This window comes from Salipiger bermudensis (genome assembly GCF_019801965.1).
Lineage (GTDB): Bacteria > Pseudomonadota > Alphaproteobacteria > Rhodobacterales > Rhodobacteraceae > Salipiger > Salipiger bermudensis_A.
Genome location: NZ_JAHVIA010000017.1, coordinates 1 through 16,032, shown reverse-complemented (window position 1 = coordinate 16,032; position 16,032 = coordinate 1). Strand labels below are relative to the sequence as shown.

General features: G+C 61.7%; 12 protein-coding genes and 1 pseudogene. 12 read left to right on the top strand and 1 reads right to left on the bottom strand.

Features of this window, described 5'->3' with window-relative positions; translation table 11 throughout:
* The 8 genes and pseudogenes from KUV62_RS22405 to cynS all read left to right on the top strand — a co-directional run.
* A pseudogene (locus KUV62_RS22405) lies at positions 1–221 on the top strand (integrase); the annotation flags it as partial.
* Positions 222–493: 272 nt separating this feature from the next.
* The gene (cysG, locus tag KUV62_RS22400) at positions 494–1,876 is read left to right on the top strand and encodes a siroheme synthase CysG (protein WP_222605985.1); all 1,383 of its coding nucleotides are present in this window, start codon (positions 494–496) and stop codon (positions 1,874–1,876) included.
* Between the two features lie 61 nt (positions 1,877–1,937).
* Positions 1,938–2,390: an RrF2 family transcriptional regulator gene (locus KUV62_RS22395; RefSeq protein ID WP_222605984.1), complete on the top strand. Its 453-nt coding sequence runs from the start codon at positions 1,938–1,940 to the stop codon at positions 2,388–2,390.
* Between the two features lie 471 nt (positions 2,391–2,861).
* Positions 2,862–5,327 carry a nitrite reductase large subunit NirB gene (gene nirB, locus KUV62_RS22390; RefSeq protein ID WP_222605983.1) on the top strand — a complete coding sequence of 822 codons (2,466 nt, stop codon included), beginning with the start codon at positions 2,862–2,864 and terminating at the stop codon, positions 5,325–5,327.
* Entirely contained in the window at positions 5,324–5,668 is a 345-nt protein-coding gene (gene nirD, locus KUV62_RS22385; protein ID WP_222605982.1) for a nitrite reductase small subunit NirD, read from the top strand. The genes nirB and nirD overlap by 4 nt, the downstream gene beginning before the upstream one ends.
* A gap of 35 nt (positions 5,669–5,703) precedes the next feature.
* A complete protein-coding gene (locus KUV62_RS22380; protein WP_222605981.1) occupies positions 5,704–6,549 on the top strand; it encodes a formate/nitrite transporter family protein in 846 nt (281 codons plus the stop codon).
* A 56-nt stretch (positions 6,550–6,605) separates the two neighbouring features.
* Positions 6,606–8,330 carry a bifunctional protein-serine/threonine kinase/phosphatase gene (locus tag KUV62_RS22375; protein WP_222605980.1) on the top strand — a complete coding sequence of 575 codons (1,725 nt, stop codon included), beginning with the start codon at positions 6,606–6,608 and terminating at the stop codon, positions 8,328–8,330.
* Between the two features lie 20 nt (positions 8,331–8,350).
* Positions 8,351–8,818 (top strand): cyanase, encoded by a 468-nt coding sequence (gene cynS / locus KUV62_RS22370; protein ID WP_222605979.1) that lies wholly within the window; start codon positions 8,351–8,353, stop codon positions 8,816–8,818.
* 316 nt (positions 8,819–9,134) lie between these two features.
* On the opposite strand, the gene KUV62_RS22365 is transcribed toward cynS, so the two are convergent.
* A complete protein-coding gene (locus KUV62_RS22365; protein ID WP_222605978.1) occupies positions 9,135–10,157 on the bottom strand; it encodes a helix-turn-helix domain-containing protein in 1,023 nt (340 codons plus the stop codon).
* A gap of 133 nt (positions 10,158–10,290) precedes the next feature.
* Here KUV62_RS22365 and KUV62_RS22360 point away from each other — a divergent pair, with 133 nt between their 5' ends.
* The 4 genes from KUV62_RS22360 (at position 10,291) to KUV62_RS22345 (ending at position 15,478) form a co-directional block, all read left to right on the top strand.
* On the top strand, positions 10,291–11,763 hold the full coding sequence (locus KUV62_RS22360; RefSeq protein WP_222605977.1) for a metal-dependent hydrolase family protein: 1,473 nt from the start codon (positions 10,291–10,293) through the stop codon (positions 11,761–11,763).
* 61 nt (positions 11,764–11,824) lie between these two features.
* Positions 11,825–13,426: an amidohydrolase family protein gene (locus KUV62_RS22355; protein WP_222605976.1), complete on the top strand. Its 1,602-nt coding sequence runs from the start codon at positions 11,825–11,827 to the stop codon at positions 13,424–13,426.
* Positions 13,427–13,452: 26 nt separating this feature from the next.
* Positions 13,453–14,211 (top strand): DUF3299 domain-containing protein, encoded by a 759-nt coding sequence (locus KUV62_RS22350; protein ID WP_222605975.1) that lies wholly within the window; start codon positions 13,453–13,455, stop codon positions 14,209–14,211.
* Entirely contained in the window at positions 14,201–15,478 is a 1,278-nt protein-coding gene (locus KUV62_RS22345; protein WP_222605974.1) for a carbohydrate porin, read from the top strand. Before KUV62_RS22350 ends, KUV62_RS22345 begins: the two co-directional genes overlap by 11 nt.
* Positions 15,479–16,032: the final 554 nt, after the last annotated feature.

Here is a 16,032-nt window from a genome sequence, read left to right as displayed (position 1 = left end):
CCCGCCTCGTGCGGGACTGGGTGACGTCTATCGGTCTCGAGCCGAGTGCCTACGGCACGCACTCCATGCGGCGGACCAAGGTGGCGCAGATATATCGCAAAACTGGCAACCTCCGCGCAGTGCAGCTCCTGCTCGGCCATACGAAGATGGATAGTACGGTGCGCCACCTCGGTGTCGAGCTCGAAGATGCGCTCGCCATCGCGGAGGCGGTGGAGCTCTGAGAAGTCGGGCCGGTCGGTAGCGGCCGGCCCTATGCCGACCTTCAGTCATGAGATTTTTGGCACCGCAGCGGCCCCTTGAGGCGTCACCCGAAAAAGCATTCCAAAATTTCGAATGCTTTTGCTGCCTCGAAGAAGAGCGGCAAATAAGCTCCCGTAAACGGCAATGGCGTCGTTGATTCCCGAACATGGGCTGATGGGCAAGGCTGCTCGACTTTGCGTGACACGCGTCACGTAGGTGTCGGCGGCCTTTTTCGCGTTTACGGAGTTATGCGATGAAAACCTTTCCGATGTTTCTCCGGATGGATGGACGCCGTGTCGTGTTGTGCGGCGGGGGAGAAGAGGTTGCCCGCAAGGCGCGCCTGATCCTGAAAACCGAGGCCAGGATCACTGTCCTTTCGCCGGAGCTGGACGCCGAACTTGCCGCACTCGTGGCATCCGGACGCGCGGATCATCACCTCGCGCCCTGCGACGAGACGTTCAAAGATGCCGCGCTTGTCTTCATCGGCACCGGTAACGCGGACCTCGATCTGTCTCTCGCGCGCATGGCACGCGCGGCGGGCGCCGTGGTGAACGTCATTGACCGGCCGGAGCTTTGCGACGCGTTCACCCCGTCGATCGTCGATCGCGACCCCGTCGTCGTCGCCATTGGCACCGAAGGTGCTGCGCCGGTTCTGGGGCGCGCGATCAAGACCGAGATCGAGACGATGCTGGCCCCGCACCTTGGGTCTTTCGTCGCCCTTGCCGGGCGTCTGCGTGGGGCCGTTGCCGAAGCCTTTCCGCAATCTGCGCGGCGTGGCTTCTGGGAATGGGCGTTCAAGGGCGAAGCTTGGCGCGCACATCTTGATGGCCGCGAACGAGACGCGGCAAGGCTGCTCAAACAGGCAATTGCAGATCGTCAGACACCTGAAAACAACGGGCATATCGCGCTGGTCGGTGCCGGGCCCGGAGCGCGCGACCTTCTGACAATGCGGGCTGTGCAGCGGCTCCAGCAGGCCGACATCATCTTCTACGACCGTCTTGTCGATCCCGATGTTCTGGAACTGGCGCGGCGTGACGCCGACCGGGTTTTCGTTGGCAAGGAAGTCGGTGCCTGTGCCTGGCCCCAGGACAAGATTGACCGGATGATCGTGGCCGAAGCATCGCAAGGGAAACGCGTGGTGCGGCTGAAATCCGGCGATCCGTCGATCTTCGGGCGCGCCAGCGAAGAGATTGCGGCCGCCGAAGCCGCAGGTATCGACGTCGAAATCGTTCCCGGCATCACCGCGGCCTCTGCTGCCGCCGCCGCCCTCGGACAACCGCTGACCGAGCGTGGCGAAACCGATACCTTTGTCATCACCACCGGCACCTGCCGCCCCGGAGACGCCGATCCGGATCGTGCGCTTCTGGCAAGACCGGGGACCTCCATCGCCTTTTACATGGCTGTCGAAAAGGCCGCTCAGGTCGAGGCTGACCTCCTTGGTGCTGGCGCTCCCTCCGCCTGTCCGGTGGATATCGTGGCGTCTGTCAGCACGGACCGGCAACGAAAGGTATCGACGACGCTCGGCGCCTTGTCCGAAACGGTTGTCACTCATGGCATCCAGAGCCCGGCCCTTCTCATGGTGCGATACCCGAAGCCGCTGGCCACTGGGGCCGTCTCGGTCAAATCCGCGGCCTAAGGAACTTGACGGCCCTTTATACATGCCTCAAGATTGAAGCGTTTATAGTCCGGGATTTCTTATGAACCTGTCCAAGTTCACGGATTACGCCCTACGCGTCTGCCTATACCTCGGAGCGCATCAGGATCGCGTTGTGCCTATATCCGAGATGACCCGGGCCCACGGTCTGTCGCAGAGCAACCTGATGAAGGTCGTGAACCAGCTGGTCGATGGTGGATTCCTCAAAAGCACCCGCGGACGGTCCGGCGGCGTCGCCCTGGCGCGCCCTGCCGCGGAAATCCGGGTAGGCGAAGTTGCTCGCTTCATGGAAGGCGATGATCCTCTCGTCGATTGCTCAACCTGCATCCTGCGGGGATCATGCGGCCTTGTTCGCGGGCTGAAAGAAGCGAAAGACGCTTTCTATCAGTCCCTTGACCGTTTCAGCCTGGCTGATTCAGTCCTGGCTCATCCCCGCACATTGTCGATCCTTCTTGGCGCCGCACGCACGCAGGAAGATCACGTCCCAGCCAAGTAACACGAATCGTCACGAGCCTCTCCGGACCGATGATCCCGGGCATCCTGTAGGTATGCCCGATGGCCTTGGTCCCGCGCGAACCGTGGTTTCGCGAATGGTTCAAAAGTTGCTCATCCGGCAGGACAATCTGTCCAAGCCGCGCGCAGAATCTGCTCGCGCAACAGGCAAATCCTGTCTGGAACCGGAAAAATCGCCATTCCCGCAAAAAAGGGATTGCGCCAATAATACATTCTAAGTTACCGCATGTTTAAGCGAGGCGATATCGTCTCCACTCCGCCGCAACGGCGCGGCGATTTCCGTCACTTCGGCCACCGGTCCCCGGACCACAGGCCATGCGGCAATGGTGCTGCTCGAAGTTCTGAATTCTCAGACCTCGGGATCGCCCTGCCACGTCCTGGCTCAAGCCTTCCCTGACAGAAACCGCCGCGGCCCGGACATACCCGGTTCCGCACCACCGAACCGGAGGACATCATGTCCAGGCAGAAACTCGTCATCATCGGAAACGGCATGGCCCCCGGCCGTATGCTGGAACACCTGTTCGAAGCGCAGGGCGCCTACGACGTCACCATCTTCAACGCCGAACCGCGGGTGAACTACGACCGCATCATGCTGTCGCCAGTCCTGTCGGGCGAGAAGAGCTTTGATGACATCGTCATCCATGACGACGCCTGGTATGCGGACAACGGGATCATGCTGCACCGGGGCGAAAAGGTCGTCGCCATCGACCGTGACGCAAAGACCGTCACCTCCGAAGGTGGCATCACTGCCGCTTACGACAAGCTTGTCATCGCCACAGGATCGAACCCCTTCATCATCCCGGTTCCGGGTCATCAGCTGCCGGGCGTGATTGCCTATCGCGACCTCGATGACGTCGAAACCATGAAGGTCGCGGCAGCCCGGGGCGGCCGCGCCGTGGTGATCGGCGGTGGCCTTCTTGGTTTGGAAGCCGCCGCCGGCCTTAAGGCGCAGGGGATGGAGGTCACCGTCCTGCACCTGATGCCAACCCTGCTGGAGCGCCAGCTGGACCCGGCCGCGGGCTACCTTCTCCAGAAGGAACTGGAAGGCCGCGGGATCGAGATCCGCTGCGGCGCCAATACCAAGCAGGTTCTGGGCACCGACAAGGTCGAGGGGATCGAGCTTGAGGACGGCACCGTGATCGACGCCTCCCTCGTCGTCATGGCCGTTGGCATCCGGCCGAACACCCAGCTGGCCAAGGACAGCGGGCTTGAGGTCGGGCGGGGCATTGTCACCGACGCGCAGATGCGCACCTCCGATCCGGACATCCTGTCTGTCGGCGAATGCGTCGAGGTCGGCGGCATGGTCTACGGGCTCGTTGCGCCGCTCTACCAGATGGCGAAGGTCGCCGCCGCAACCCTAACCGGGGAGGCCGCCGCCTTTGCCCATGCCGAAACGCCGACCAAGCTGAAGGTGACCGGCATCAACCTCTATTCCGTCGGCGATTTCGGCGACGGCCCGGACCGCGAGGATGTTGTCCTGCGTGACGCCGCGCGTGGCAGCTACAAGCGCGTGATCCTTAAGGACAACAAGGTGATCGGCGCCGTGCTTTACGGCGATGTGGCCGATGGCATGTGGTACAATGAGTTCCTGAAATCCGGCGATTGTGTCGAGGCGATCCGCGAGACGCTGATCTTCGGCCAGGCGCACCAGGGCGGCGGCGTTGCCGCCGATCCGCTCGCCGCCGTGGCCAACCTGTCCGCCGACGCGGAAATCTGCGGCTGCAACGGCATCTGTAAGGGCAAGATCGTCGACGCGATAAACGACAAGGGCCTGACCTCGCTGGCCGAGGTTCGCGCGCACACCAAGGCCTCCGCCTCCTGCGGGACCTGCACTGGTCTGGTCGAGTCTGTCATCGCGCTGACCCTTGGCGACAGCTTCGAGAAAAAGGCCGAAGGCATGTGCGGCTGCACGACGCTTGGCCATGGCGAGGTCCGCCGCCTGATCGTTGCGAAGGGGCTGAAGTCGATCCCCGCGGTCATGCAAGAGCTGGAATGGTCCACCGCCAACGGCTGCGCCAAGTGCCGCCCGGCGCTGAACTACTACCTGCTCAGCGACTGGCCGACCGAATACAAGGACGACCAGCAGTCGCGCTTCATCAACGAACGCGTGCACGCCAACATCCAGAAGGACGGCACCTATTCCGTCGTGCCGCGGATGTGGGGGGGCATGACCTCTGCCGACGAGCTGCGCGCCATCGCCAATGTCGTCGACAAGTTCAACATTCCGGATGTGAAGGTCACGGGGGGCCAGCGCATCGACCTGCTGGGCGTCAAGAAAGAAGACCTTCCTGCCGTCTGGTCCGACCTGAACGACGCAGGCCTCGTCTCCGGCCACGCCTACGCCAAGGGTCTGCGGACCGTGAAGACCTGCGTCGGGTCCACCTGGTGCCGCTTCGGGACGCAGGACAGCACCGGCCTCGGCATCAAGCTGGAAAAGTTCCTCTGGGGCTCGTGGACGCCCGCGAAGGTCAAGCTGGCCGTGACCGGCTGCCCGCGGAACTGCGCGGAAGCGACCTGCAAGGACATTGGCGTGATCTGCGTCGATAGCGGCTATCAGATCGTCTACGGCGGCGCGGCGGGCCTGCACATTCAGGGCACGACCGAGCTGGGCACGGTGAAGACCGAGGAAGAGGTCCTCGAGATCGCGGGGGCCCTGACCCAGATGTACCGCGAGCAGGGCTTCTACCTCGAGCGGATCTACAAGTGGGCAGACCGCGTCGGCTACGACACCGTGAAGGCCGCGATCTTCGATGATCTCGCCTCGCGCCGCGCCTATTACGACCGCTTCGTCATCTCCCAGGAAAACTCCCAGACCGATCCCTGGTCAGAGCGCGTCTCTGGCGTCGACAAGCACGAGTTCAACCCGCTTGCCGTCTTCGGCAAGGCCGACGCAGCCACAAGCATGGAGCCCGCAGAATGAACGCCAATGTCTCTGACCTCGACCTGGACTGGCGCCTGATCGGCACCATCGACGACATCCCGCAACAGGGCGCCCGCTGCGTCGAAAACGGCGCGACCAAGATCGCCGTCTTCCGCACCGCCGCCGACGAAATCTTCGCTCTCGAAGACAACTGCCCGCACAAGAACGGGCCGCTTAGCCAGGGGATCGTGCACGACGGTTGCGTGACCTGCCCCCTGCACAACTGGGTCATCTCGCTCTCCACAGGTTCGGCGCAGGGCGCCGATGAGGGCCGGTCCGCAACCTTCCCCGTCCGTCTCGACGGTCGGGATATCTACCTGAACTTGAACCCTGGCGCCTGACCTCAGGCCCTGCAACTCTCTGAAAGGAATACGCAATGTCGTATGTTACCCCCAAGGAATTCGCGGTCAAAATGGTCGACGCCGGCGAATCCAAAATCTTCATGTCCACTAAGGACACCCTGATCCGCGCCTTCATGGCCGGCGCCATCCTGGCCCTCGCGGCAGCTTTCGCCGTGACCATCGCTGTCAACACCGGCAACTTCCTGGTGGCCTCGCTGCTCTTCCCGGTCGGCTTCTGCCTGCTGTATCTCATGGGCTTCGACCTGCTGACCGGCGTGTTCACCCTGGCCCCGCTGGCCGTCATCGCCAAGCGTCCGGGCTGCACCTGGGGCGGCGTGTTCCGCAACTGGGGCCTCGTCTTCAGCGGCAACTTCGCCGGCGCCATGACCACCGCCATCCTGATGGCCGTCGTCTTCACCACCGGCTTCTCGGCTGAACCGAACGCTGTCGGCCAGAAGATCGGATCGATCGGTGAAGCCCGGACCCTCGGCTATGCCGCCGCCGGTGGCGCAGGCCTGCTGACCGTCTTTGTCCGCGCAATCCTGTGCAACTGGATGGTTTCGACCGGTGTCGTTGCCGCGATGATGTCGACCTCAACCTCGGGCAAGATCATGGCGATGTGGATGCCGATCCTGGTCTTCTTCTACCTCGGCTTCGAGCACTCGATCGTGAACATGTTCCTGTTCCCCTCGGGCATCATGCTGGGCGGCCAGTTCACCTGGGCAGACTACTTCATGTATAACGAGATCCCCGTCGTTCTGGGTAACCTCGTCGGTGGCCTGACCTTCGTCGGCGGCATGATCTACGCAACGCACTTCCGTGAAAGCCCGAAGCGCAACGCGAACCGCAACGACGACGTCGCAGGCGTCCCCGCGGAATAAACCTCCCCTGTCCTGGCCCCGCGCAAGCGGGGCCATTTTTCATTCCGGAGAGTGCCATGCCCAAGGATACCAACGCCCCCGCGACCCTTTCGGTCACGATTGGCCAGTATTCCGGTGCCGGCGCCAAACCGGAAAACCAGGATTTCCACGGCGCGCTGATCCCTGACGGCTTGAACCTTGCGCTGAAGGGTATCACTCTTGCCGTCGCCGACGGGATATCATCGTCGAAGGTCAGCCGCGAAGCGGCAGAGACCGCGGTCAAATCCCTCCTGACCGATTACTACGCGACCCCGGATGCCTGGACGGTCAAAACCGCCGCAACCCGGGTGATCGCTGCCACCAACGCCTGGCTGCATGGCCAAAACACCTCGGTCGAGGATGTGAATGCGGGCCGCGTCTGCACCCTTTCGGCGCTGATCCTGAAAGGCCGCGAAGGCCATATCTGCCATGTCGGCGACAGCCGCGTCAGTCGCATGACCGGCGCGAGCCTCGAGCCGCTGACAGAAGATCACCGTGTGACTCTCTCCGCCGAGGAAAGCTATCTCGGTCGCGCCATGGGCGCGGAGCAGACCGTCGATATCGACTACAGCCGCGTGCCGCTGAAGCAGGGCGATATCTTCCTCCTGACCACCGATGGCGTGCACGAGTTCATCACCGCCACCACGCTGCGGGAGGCTCTGAAGGCATCGACCCTCGACGAGGCTGCCCGCTATCTGGCCGATGCGGCGCGCGTCGCTGGAAGCCAGGACAACCTTACGGTCCAGATCGTCCGCGTCGACAGCCTGCCAACCGGCTCTGTCGATCTGGATATTGATGCGCCGCGCCTGCCGGTGCCGCCGCTGCCGAAGTCCGGGGACGTGATTGACGGCTTCCGCGTCGAACGCCAGATCCACGCCACCGCGCGCAGTCATGTCTTTTTCGCTACCGCCCCCGACGGCCAACGGGTCGCGCTGAAGATCCCCGCGACCGATACCGCCCTCGACGCGGACTATCTGCGTCGCTTCGTGCTCGAGGAATGGATCGCCCGGCGGATCAGCTCCTCGCATGTGCTGCGCGCCGCCGACACGCCGGAGAGGCGCACCGCGCTCTACGTTGTGACCGAGTTCGCTCCCGGCGTGACCCTGCGCCAGTGGATGACGGACAACCCGCGCCCGACGCTCGATCAGGTGCGCGACATCATCGGCCAGATCGCCGCCGGTCTGAGGGCTTTTCACCGGCGCGAGATGGTGCACCAGGATCTCCGGCCCGAGAACGTCATGATCGACGACATCGGGACTGTGAAGATCATTGACCTCGGCTCCACCTCCGTCGCCGGGGTGGAGGAAGCGATGCCCGGCATGCTGGGCGAACTTCCGGGCACCTACCAATATACCGCCCCGGAGTATTTCTCGGGCGATCCGATCAGCTGGCGCTCGGACCAATACGCCTTGGGCGCCATCGCCTACGAGATGCTGACCGGCCGTGTGCCCTATGGCACGCAGGTGGCGCGCATCAGCAATCGCCGGGACCAGATGCGGCTGACCTATTCTCCGGCCCGTGACGACGACAGCCCTGTGCCCGCCTGGATGGACGAGGCCCTGCGCCGCGCGACCCATCCCGATCCCTTGCGCCGCTACGACGCGCTGTCGGAGTTCGTGACCGACCTCAGCCGCCCCGGCGCCACCTGGAGCGCCACGCGGCACGTGCCGCTGGCCGAACGCAATCCCGTCCGTTTCTGGCAGTCCGTCTCGGCGATCCTTGCCGTGCTCTGCCTCATCCTTGCCGTCCAACTGGTCGGCTGACCCAACCCCGGAGGACTATCATGAAAGACCTGTCACTGACCGAAGACCTTACCAAGGAAGACGTCACCGTCCTGATCATCCGCGCCAAGAAGAAGGCCGGGCTGACCTGGGAAGGCATCGCCGAAAAGATCGGAATGTCCCCGGTCTGGACGCATTCCGCCGCAATGGGCATGAACGCCTTCACCGAAGAAAAGGCCAAGGCGCTCGTCGCCCTGCTTAACCTGCCGGAAGAGGCCATCGACGCAATGGTCGAAAGCCCCACCAAGGTCTGGGAACAGACCGTCCCGACCGACCCCTGCATCTACCGACTCTACGAGATCGTCGGCGTCTATGGCCCCACCATCAAGGCGCTGATCCACGAGAAGTTCGGCGACGGCATCATGTCCGCGATCGACTTCGACATGACGGTCGAGCGCGTCGCGAACCCGAAAGGCGACCGGGTCAAGATCGAGATGTCCGGGAAATACCTCGGCTACAACGCCTGGTAGGACTGACCGCGGGCCGCTGTCGCGGCCCGCTGAACCAGCGCGCGGTGTCTCACCCGAACCCGGAGAGTCGTAATCCAGAGAGGTGGCCTTTTGTGCGGACGCAGCGAAGGTCCGCTTCCCGCCATTCGTGTCAGCTAATGGCATAATGCTGCATCCTGCACAAAGGTCGCGAAAGGGCGGAGTTCCGACATTCGCCGCTGCAACCATCGAGGTCGGAAAAACGGTTGAAACGACCGTTCTTCGCAATCGCAAGGGGATTGGGGTCATGGACGTCATTTCCGTCAAGAAAGACGGATAGCTTTCAGTGACCCCGGCGCTATGAACTGTCGGCTCCGGGCGCTGGCTCTCCTCTGCCGGCGTTTCTGAACTGTCTGGGTGACACGCCCGTCCAATCCCGAAAAGCACGTGAGAAGTTTGAGACGTTTGAATAGCCAAGCGAGGTTGCCACCTCGGAAATGCCTGCCTCCGACGAAGTCAAAGCCTCTTTCGCCAGCTTGATGCGTAGCTCGGTCTTCAGCGCGGCGAAGTTTGTTCCCGCTTCGCTCAAGGCTGACTGGAGATGCCATCGCGTCATTCCAATCAGGGACGCCACCTTGTCGATCGTCAGGTTTTCGTCTGAGAGATGCCTCTCGATCAAGACACACACTGAGCCAACGGTATCTGGCAGGCTATGCTCGAGGTCGATCGGGTGCAATTCATCGCGGGTTCCGACGGCAGGCATGGGATAAGCCAGCCAGGCAGAAGGAAAGCGAATGGCTATGCCCGAAACGCCAGTGAGCACGCAGGTGCCGGGAAGGATATCTCGTGGGATCAGGCTCGCATTCGTCGTGATCGCCGTAATCCCGGCATGGTCCCAATCCGTTCCGGCGGCACGTCGAAGAATCTCCGTGAAGAACCCGACGGCCGTGGCGTCGGCATACTCGGCTTCATAGACACCGATATCTGCGCGGACCAGTTTCCAGAGCGCGTTCGGTCCTTCTGCTTCGAGCCTGTACGCCAAAGGGCCACCATGTCTTTCCGTTAAGTTACTTATGGACGTCAAGAACGCGATCAGGCTCTTCGACTCCCTTAGAAGTGTGAGCACTGGCGCCCAACCGCCGTTCGCCATGCGTTGGCCCAGGCGTGCAGCGAGATAAGGGTCGCCAACCTTCTCCACGCTCCATCGACAAAACCGGTAGAGCGTATTGGCAGGAACGCGGAAAGCCTGGTCGTTGAGGGCCTCGACGGGTACGCCAAGGTGCTCGGCCACCTCTTCGCGCAGCACTCCATGCGCAAAAAGTGCATCCACGAAAGGATGCGCTACCGTAATGCTGAGAGTGGGTGCCAGCCTGTTGCCCATGATGCAAGGTAGCATACAGGGATCGAGAGACCATTCATTCCACCGCAGATTCCACTTTCTTCCAGCAGGATGAATGAAGCCAGGCGCCAGACTTCGCTAAGCTCCCAATTCAATCGGGGAGGAGCGCAGTACAATGAGGATTTATCCCAAAGCAACATCGTTATTCGCCGCGACATGTGTTTGTCTCGCCGGCGCAACGCAGACGCAAGCTCAGGAAGTCACACCGCCACAAGTCCTGTTCACTAATTGCAACATCTTCGACGGTATTGCGGAGAGCCTCGCCGAAGGCCGGAACGTTTTGGTCGAAGGCAACCTGATCGCGTCCGTGGGGGACGCTTCGCTTGCCGCTGAAGGGGCCGAGGTGGTTGACTGCGACGAGCGCACGCTTATGCCCGGCCTCATTGACGCGCATTCGCACCTCTACATGAACATGGATGGCGGCGTGGCAGGGATGGAAAGGGCGAGCTGGGAAGAGATCGGCTCCCGCTCGGTGCACATGGCCGTCGAGTACCTGTTGAACGGCATCACATCCGTTCGTGACATGGGCGGTGGCGGATCTGGCCTGAAGAAGACGGTGGATGCCGGCCTTGTCGCGGGGCCGCGTATTTATCCCAGCGGGGCCTACATCTCGCAGACATCGGGCCACGGGGATTTCCGGAACGGCTCGCAGCGCAACCCCAACCTGCCGCCATTCGCCAATGATAACAATCTACAGCGGCTCGGTATCACCATCATTGCCGATGGCGTGGATCAGGTGATCGCCGCTGTGCGCCAGAACCTTTCGCAGGGCTCCAGCCAACTCAAGCTGATGGCCGGAGGCGGCGTGTCTTCAACCCTCGATCCGCTTCACACGATGCAGTTCTTCCCCGAGGAGATCGAGGCCGCCGTGCGGGCCGCAGCGGATTGGGATACCTATGTCGGCGTGCATGTCTTCTCGGACGAAGGCATTCGCCGGTCCGTTGACGCAGGCGTGAAGAGTATCGAGCATGGTTTCTTCGCAAGCCGGGACACCATGCAGCTGATGAAGGACAATGGCGTCTTTCTCGTCTCGCAGATGACCGGGATCTCGCCTTACCTCCAACAGCTCCCCGCGCTTCAGGCCGAGCCGAACAGGTCCAAGCTCCTGAACGCTCAGGCGCAATCGCAAGACTACGTCGAAAACGTCAAGGCGATCCGGCCGCCCATGGCTTTCGCAACGGATGTCGTCTTCACCACCGCCGAAGCAATGCGCGGGCAGATCGATTACGAGAAGTGGTTCCATGCGGATCTGTTCGGAAACCACGCGATGCTCGTTTCCGCGACCTCTGCCGCCGGCGAGCTTCTGGCATATTCCGGGCAGGCAAACCCGTACCCGGGCAAGCTCGGCGTGATCGAGGAAGGCGCCTATGCGGACATCCTCGTCGTCGACGGTAATCCGCTGGAGGACATCACGGTCATCGGCGGCAACGCCCAATGGTACGACGCCGAGCCGCGTGGGCCGAACATTCCGACGCTTCCAATCATCATGAAGGACGGCCGGATCTACAAGAACACGCTTAGCGACTGGACGCCGGAATATCTGCAGAAGCCCGACCCGTCGACGCTGAGAACGTCTGAAACATACTGAAACTGGCTGGGGCACGTGCCGACCTCGGGCCGCCCCGTTCGACAAGAAAGGGAGAACTCCTATGAAACGACTACTTCTATCGGCAGCGATCATCGCCGCCGCCAACGGCGTCAGCGCGCAAACCTACGATGTCGTCATCATGAACGGCCGGGTGATGGATCCCGAAACCGGGTTCGATCAGGTCGCCAATATCGGTGTCGCGGCGGGCTTGATCGCCAAGATCACCGATCAGGAGATCGAAGGCGACCGCGTGATTGATGCGACCGGGCATATCGTCTCGCCCGGTTTCATCGATACCCACAACCATGGTGCGGCCACGGAACATGGAGGAAAGTTGAGCCTGCGTAACGGCGTGACCACCGGGATGGATCTGGAGGCTGGCTCCATGAATATCGCCGAGTGGTACGATGAGCGCGAAGGCAATTGGCAGTTGAACTACGGCACCACGGTGGCGCAGGAGTTTGCCCGGATGATCGTTCTGGACGGTCTGGAGCAGTCCTCGCTGCGCGACATGCGCGATTTTTTCCCGGCCCGGGCAAGGTCGGTTGAAGACGGGGTTGCCTCGTGGTCGACACATATCTCCACCGTGGAGGAAATGAATCAGACCCTCCAGATTCTGGACCAGGGTTTGATGGAAGGCGCCCTCGGGATCGGGTCGCTTGTCGGGTACGCGTCTACTGGCATTACCTCGCGGGAAATGTTCGAGACCCAGAAGGTCGCTGCCAATTACGGGCGGATGACCGCCGCGCACGTTAGGTACCTCGAAACCAAACCGCCGAAGGAAAACTCGATTGCGGGCGCCGAAGTCATGACCAATGCCTTCGTTCTCGACGCACCGCTGCTGTACTGCCACTTCAATGCCGACAACTGGCCGCTGGTGCAGGAACTTCTCGTCGGCGCGCGCGCCCGTGGGATGAATGTCATGGGCGAGGTCTATCCATATCTCTCCGGCTCCACCAATATCGGCGCTGACTTCTTCGAGCCGGAGCAATGGAAGGCGACCTTCGAGACCTTCGAGAACAAGGTCCTTGACCCCGCGCAGGGGCGTTTCCTGACGGAAGAGGAAATCATAGATGCCCGCGAAAACGATCCGGGACGCGCTGTGGTCGCGTTCATCCGTCCAGAAGAATGGGTCGTTCCATGGATTGGATTGCCCGGCGTGGCAATCGCGGGAGACGCCATGCTGACCCAGGACAGCGAAGGCCGGATTCTGGATTGGTATGATCCGTTCGAACTCGGCGCCTATCACCCGCGCACGTCCGGCACCCATGGTAAATCCTTGCGGCTGGCGCGCGAAAACGACGTCCCGTGGATGCGTCTGATCGAGAACCTCAGCTACAACGCGGCGAAGTTCATGGGCGATGCCGGTTTGGTAGCGATGCAAAGGCGTGGTCGTATCCAGGAAGGCATGATCGCCGATATCACCATCTTCAACCCGGAGACGGTTACCGAGAACTCCGACTACGCGGAAGGCAAGAACGGCCTGCCGACCACGGGCATTCCCTATGTTCTCGTCAACGGTACCGTGGTCGTGGATGACTCCAAGGTGCTGGAGGGCGTGACCCCGGGACAGGAGATCCGCTACCCGCAGGAAAGCGAGAGCCGCTTTGAACCCCTGAAGAACGAAGGCCACTGGGTGCTTGGGGCGAAGTTCCCCCACTAAGTCGGGCAAACAGAAGGAAGCGGAACATGCGAATTCTCGTTCTTGCGATGATCGGAATGCTGTCGGCCGGGGTATCCTCGGCTGACAGCCTGTTGCGATGGGCCGACCTGATCGACCCGTCGGCACAGGTCTATGACGATCCTTATCGCGATCTCAGCTATGATCAGATCGAGGCGCTCGCGACTGTCGCCCGACTGCGTAACCGACTGGAAAGCGGCTCCGCCGAGGACAGTGGCGCGCAGTTGCAGGCACAGCTCGATGAAGCCGAGGCTGACCTGACTGCAGCCGGTATCGACATTGATTGGTTGATATCGCAGCGTTGGGTCGTGGCAGAACGCCGTGAACGCGCGGCAAAGGCCGGCAATCCGGCTGTCGACGGTGCGGAAGTGGTACTTGCCGGCTTCGCCGTCCCCGGGCCTCTCGATGATGACGGTGCGCCAACCGCCTATCTGGTCCCGGCTGCCGGCATGTGTTCGCACATGCCCCCGCCACCCCCGAACCAGATGATCCGTCTGCACATGCCCTTCGACTGGACACCGGGCATGATGCACGAGCCGATGCGTGTTTCAGGCCATCTGAGCATCGAGCCGTCCGAACGACACGTAATGGTCGTGGACGGCATTGTGCCGATGCGAGCGACATTCGCGATGGAGGTCGAGGCGTTGGAAGCCTCTGGTCGCGGAACGGTGTCGAGCCAAGCGACTGGTATGGCGACCAATGAATGGGCGGCGCAAATTGCCGAACGTCTGCGGGCGGCAAAGGGGAGCGAAACCGATGGTAACTGACCGGCCATCAGCGATGTCGGTCGGGGGCGCAGCGGCACTTGCAGCCATCACCCTGGCGTTCCCGACGCTGGCGCAGGAAACGGACCTTCAGGACAACGGAAGCCTTCAAGCGGACAATCGGGGGTTCGCCGGCCCCGCCGCGACGACGTCCCAGCTTGCTGAAGACGCCGCGCCGAAGGACCCTGCGTTCCGTTTCCCGGCATTCGATCGCGCCCTCACGCCCTGGTTCGACGCCAAGCAGAGGTTGCAGGAACAGACCGGCCTGCAACTCGGCTTCGATTACGCAACCCTCTACCAATACGTGGACGATCCCCTGCAAGGACAAGGTGACGACTATTCCAGTGGCATCTTCAAGGTGTTCGGCCGCTGGGATCTGGTCAATCGGAATGGCCCGAACAAGGGGACGCTCGTTTTCAGCTTCGAGAACCGCCACGCCTTCACGGATATTTCGCCCGCCGACGCGGGCTTCGCCAATGGCTACCTCGGCGTGCCCGGTACACTCTTCAGCGATACCGAATGGGTGCTTGGGGATCTGAACTGGCAGCAATCCTTCAACGGCGGAAGGACAGGGATCATTGCCGGTCGCTACGATCCGAACGACTTCTTCGACACGCTGGGATATGCCAATCCGCGCACGGCCTTCTCGAACCTTGCAATCCTGCTCAATCCCTCGATCGCGCTCCCGGACTTCTCGACAGGGATCGGCATCGGTCACTGGTTCAATGACAGCTGGTATATCAAGGCGGCCGTGAACGATGCCAATGGAACGACGACCGACCCGGAACTCTTCGATGACGCCTTCGAATTGTACAAGACGGTGGAAGTGGGATGGTCTCCCTCAATCGAGCAGCGATATTTTTCCAACGTGCACCTGACCTACTGGCACGTCGATGAGCGTGAAGAAACCGGGACCGAAGAAAGCCTGGGTTTGTCCATTGGAGCGAACTGGACGTTCGACGACGTCTTCATGCCCTTCATACGCGCAGGCTGGTCTGAAGGGGCCGCGCCCCTTTACAATGAAAGCTACACCGTCGGAGCCGTCTATCGTGCGCGACATCGTGCAGACCTGATGGGCGCCGCCGTAAACTGGGGCCAACCGTCCGACGAGAGCCTGGACCCGCAAACGACCACAGAGATCTTCTACCGTCTACAGCTTGCCGAGAATCTCGCGATCACGCCATCGATCCAGTTTATCGACAATCCCGCTCTCACACCGGATCGGGACTCCATGGCCATCTTCGGCCTGCGCACCCGATTCTCGTTCTAATGCCAGTGACGCGTTTGACGTAAGCCCAACGAGCTCAGTCGCGCATGCGTCGCTTGCGGCGAAATTGCGGTACAAAGCCCGCCGTACGAAAAGGATGCGCTCCCAATATGACCGGCCAAATTAGTTGGGCGGCTCCAGTCGGCACAGGCATTTACGAGACAGCACGATGCATTTGGTTTTATCCGGCTGCTTCGAGCGCATCGCTGCTGTTTGTTGCATTTCTCGCGACAGGCCGCTCCGGGCCGGTAGTGTCGGTCCACCATGATGAGGCCCGGCTGACGCGTGTGTCCGCTTCGTGCGCGTGGCTGTCATCTGATCGTGTCTCAGAGGTCTTTCGCCTTTGCTGTAGATACCAATCTCCGTTTCGTCCAGCTCTTGATCACGATATGTTCTCATTCAAGCATTCTGAAGCGAACTTGGACGAGCCATATGACCTGACCTGCTCCCCTGAAAAGTCCGCGGTTTGAAGTTAGCCTGTTCTCCAAACGAGGAGACAGACGATGCGGAAAAGCCGTTTTAGCGAAGAGCAGATCATTGGCATCCTGAAGGAGCAC

Excerpts from the sequence above, each read along its gene's own strand:
- KUV62_RS22365 (WP_222605978.1), bottom strand. The coding sequence starts at position 10,157 with ATGGGCAACAGGCTGGCACCCACTCTCAGCATTACGGTAGCGCATCCT.
- nirD (WP_222605982.1), top strand. The coding sequence starts at position 5,324 with ATGAACGCCAATGTCTCTGACCTCGACCTGGACTGGCGCCTGATCGGC.
- KUV62_RS22360 (WP_222605977.1), top strand. The coding sequence starts at position 10,291 with ATGAGGATTTATCCCAAAGCAACATCGTTATTCGCCGCGACATGTGTT.
- KUV62_RS22375 (WP_222605980.1), top strand. The coding sequence starts at position 6,606 with ATGCCCAAGGATACCAACGCCCCCGCGACCCTTTCGGTCACGATTGGC.
- cysG (WP_222605985.1), top strand. The coding sequence starts at position 494 with ATGAAAACCTTTCCGATGTTTCTCCGGATGGATGGACGCCGTGTCGTG.
- KUV62_RS22345 (WP_222605974.1), top strand. The coding sequence starts at position 14,201 with ATGGTAACTGACCGGCCATCAGCGATGTCGGTCGGGGGCGCAGCGGCA.
- cynS (WP_222605979.1), top strand. The coding sequence starts at position 8,351 with ATGAAAGACCTGTCACTGACCGAAGACCTTACCAAGGAAGACGTCACC.
- KUV62_RS22355 (WP_222605976.1), top strand. The coding sequence starts at position 11,825 with ATGAAACGACTACTTCTATCGGCAGCGATCATCGCCGCCGCCAACGGC.
- KUV62_RS22395 (WP_222605984.1), top strand. The coding sequence starts at position 1,938 with ATGAACCTGTCCAAGTTCACGGATTACGCCCTACGCGTCTGCCTATAC.
- nirB (WP_222605983.1), top strand. The coding sequence starts at position 2,862 with ATGTCCAGGCAGAAACTCGTCATCATCGGAAACGGCATGGCCCCCGGC.
- KUV62_RS22380 (WP_222605981.1), top strand. The coding sequence starts at position 5,704 with ATGTCGTATGTTACCCCCAAGGAATTCGCGGTCAAAATGGTCGACGCC.
- KUV62_RS22350 (WP_222605975.1), top strand. The coding sequence starts at position 13,453 with ATGCGAATTCTCGTTCTTGCGATGATCGGAATGCTGTCGGCCGGGGTA.